Consider the following 3,368-nt stretch of genomic DNA (forward strand, 5'->3'; position numbering starts at 1 on the left):
ATCGACTCCGACCGCTCGCGTCCCGAGTGGATGATCCTGACCGTCCTGCCGGTCCCGCCGGTGACTGCTCGGCCGTCGATCACGCTGGACAACGGCCAGCGGTCCGAGGACGACCTGACCCACAAGCTGGTGGACATCATCCGCATCAACCAGCGGTTCATGGAGAACCGCGAGGCCGGTGCGCCACAGCTCATCATCGAGGACCTGTGGGAACTGCTGCAGTACCACGTCACGACGTTCATGGACAACGAGATTTCGGGCACGCCGCCCGCTCGTCACCGTTCCGGGCGTCCGCTGAAGACGCTGAGCCAGCGCCTGAAAGGCAAGGAAGGTCGCTTCCGTGGCTCGTTGTCCGGAAAGCGTGTGAACTTCTCGGCACGGACCGTCATCTCGCCGGACCCGACACTCTCGCTGAACGAAGTCGGTGTCCCGCGACGGGTCGCCCGCGAGATGACCCAGACGATGAACGTCACGCCGCGAACCATCGAGGACGCGCGACGCTACGTTCGAAACGGACCGGAGGGTCACCCCGGCGCGAACTACGTCAAGCGACCCGACGGCCGACGCCTGAAGGTCACCGAGAAGAACTGCGAGGAACTCGCGGAGAAGGTCGAGCCCGGATGGGAGGTCAACCGACACCTCATCGACGGGGACATCGTCATCTTCAACCGACAGCCGTCCCTGCACCGGATGTCCATCATGGCCCACGAAGTGGTCGTGATGCCGTACAAGACGTTCCGACTGAACACCGTCGTCTGTCCGCCGTACAACGCCGACTTCGACGGGGACGAGATGAACATGCACGCACTCCAGAACGAGGAGGCACGCGCGGAAGCGCGCGTGCTCATGCGTGTGCAGGAACAGATCCTCTCCCCGCGCTTCGGTGAGAACATCATCGGCGCGATTCAGGACCACATTTCCGGAACGTACCTGCTCACCCACCACAACCCGCACTTCAACGAGACGCAGGCGCTCGACCTGCTCCGTGCGACGCGGATCGACGAACTGCCGGAGGAGGACGGCACGGAAGAGAACGGAACCCCGTACTGGACGGGCCAGACGCTGTTCTCGGAACTCCTACCCGATGAGCTCGAACTGGAGTTCATGAGTTCGACCGGCGACACGGTCGTCATCGAGGAGGGTCAACTCATCGAAGGGACGATCGACGAGGACGCGGTCGGCGCGTTCGGCGGTGAGATCGTCGACACCATCTGTAAGGTGTACGGCGAGACCCGCGCCCGTCACTTCATCAACGAAGTCGCGACGTTGGCGATGCGCGCCATCATGCACTTCGGTTTCTCCATCGGTATCGACGACGAGACGATTCCGCTGGATGCACAGGACCAGATCGACGAGGCCATCGAGAACGCATACGACCGCGTGCAGGACCTCATCGGCACGTACGAGAACGGCGAACTGGAATCGCTTCCGGGTCGAACCGTGGACGAGACGTTGGAAATGAAGATCATGCAGACGCTCGGCAAGGCGCGTGACTCGGCCGGTGACATCGCGGAGGATCACTTCGCGAGCGACAACCCGGCAGTCATCATGGCCGACTCCGGTGCTCGTGGTTCGCTGCTCAACCTGACCCAGATGGCCGGCTGTGTGGGACAGCAGGCAGTTCGGGGCGAGCGCATCAACCGCGGGTACGAGGACCGTACGCTCTCGCATTATCAAGCCGACGACCTGTCCGCGGACGCCCACGGCTTCGTGGAGCACTCCTACACCGGCGGTCTGACCCCACTGGAGTTCTTCTTCCACGCGATGGGTGGACGCGAAGGGCTGGTGGACACGGCAGTTCGTACCTCCAAGTCCGGGTACCTCCAGCGCCGTCTCATCAACGCCCTGTCCGAACTCGAAACGCAGTACGACGGAACGGTGCGCGACACCAGCGACACCATCGTCCAGTTCGAGTTCGGTGAGGACGGTACCTCGCCGGTTCAGGTCTCCTCGTCCGAGGAGAACCCGATAGACGTGGACAGCATCGCAGACCAGATTCTCGACGAGGAGTTCGACAGCGAGACCCGCAAGCTCGAATTCCTCGGCGACCGACAGCCGCCGACGAATCTGTCCGAACACGCGGACGCACGGCAGGTGGAGTCAGATGACTAACGTAACAAACGATATGGAAGCCATCGTCGAGGACACGGAACTTCCCCGACGACTCAAGGACGAAGTGTACGAGACCATCGAATCCCGCGATGGCGTCTCGCTCGAACAGGTAACGGACATCGCCAAAGCGGTCGAACACCGCTACCTCGACACCCGTGTCGACCCGCTCGACCCCGTGGGGACGGTGAGTGCCCAATCCATCGGGGAACCGGGAACGCAGATGACGATGAACACGTTCCACTACGCGGGTGTGGCGGAGATGGACGTGACACAGGGGCTGCCGCGCCTCATCGAACTGGTGGACGCGCGGAAGACGCCCGACACGCCCATCATGACGGTGTACCTCGAAGACGAGTACGCCGAAAACCGCGAGAAGGCTCACGAAGTCGTCTGGAACATCGAGGCGACGAAAATCCTCGCGCTCGGTGACATCTCGACGAACGTCGCCGACATGATCGTGTCCATCAACCTGAACGAGGACACGCTCGAAGAGCGGATGATAACCCCCGACGAGGTATCGTCCATCATCGAGGACAGCCTCGGCGTCAAGACGACCCAGAAGAATTCGGTCATCGAGTTCGGTCCCGACCAGCCGAGTTACCGACGACTCCTCCAGTTGGTCGAGGAACTCCGCGAAATCGTCTTCAAGGGTATCGAGGAGATCTCCCGCGTCGTCATTCGGCGCGAATCCCTCGATGACGGCGAGGAGTTCGTCCTCTACACCGAGGGGTCGGCGTTCGCCGATGCGCTCGAAATCGAGGGCGTCGACGCCTCTCGGACGACGTGTAACAACATCCACGAGATCTACCGAACGCTCGGCGTCGAGGCGGCGCGCGAATCCATCATCGAGGAGACGATGGACACGCTGGAAGAGCAGGGTCTCGACGACGTGAACGTCCGCCACCTGATGCTTGTGTCGGACATCATGACCAACCGCGGAACCATCGAGTCCATCGGTCGACACGGTATCTCGGGCAGCAAGGAGTCCGTCCTCGCACGTGCGGCGTTCGAGGTGACGGTGAACCACCTGCTCGACGCCGCCATCCACGGCGAAATCGACGACCTGAACGGCGTCATCGAGAACGTCATCGTCGGCAAACCGATCAAGCTCGGAACGGGCGACGTGAACCTCCGGATGGGTTCGGTCAGTCGCGGCGCGGAACCGTCCGACTGATGACGGTCACGCTCACCGACACGGCCCGCCAGTACATCGCCCTCTTCGAGGACGAAACGGGAGCGACGGCGCGGGACTGCAT

General features: G+C 62.4%; 2 protein-coding genes and 1 pseudogene. All 3 read left to right on the forward strand.

Going from position 1 to position 3,368, the window contains the following annotated elements:
- Positions 1–2,112: DNA-directed RNA polymerase subunit A' (locus tag WBV42_RS02325; RefSeq protein ID WP_423984601.1), on the forward strand; the 2,112-nt coding region annotated here is incomplete at its 5' end.
- Positions 2,105–3,286: a DNA-directed RNA polymerase subunit A'' gene (gene rpoA2, locus WBV42_RS02330; protein ID WP_423984602.1), complete on the forward strand. Its 1,182-nt coding sequence runs from the start codon at positions 2,105–2,107 to the stop codon at positions 3,284–3,286. The genes WBV42_RS02325 and rpoA2, both read left to right, overlap by 8 nt.
- A pseudogene (locus tag WBV42_RS02335) lies at positions 3,286–3,368 on the forward strand (NusA-like transcription termination signal-binding factor); the annotation flags it as partial. The gene rpoA2 and the pseudogene WBV42_RS02335, both read left to right, overlap by 1 nt.

The organism is Haladaptatus sp. (assembly GCF_049589095.1).
GTDB lineage: Archaea > Halobacteriota > Halobacteria > Halobacteriales > Haladaptataceae > Haladaptatus.

Coding starts and splice junctions, on each gene's coding strand:
- rpoA2 (WP_423984602.1), top strand. CDS start 2,105: ATGACTAACGTAACAAACGATATGGAAGCCATCGTCGAGGACACGGAA.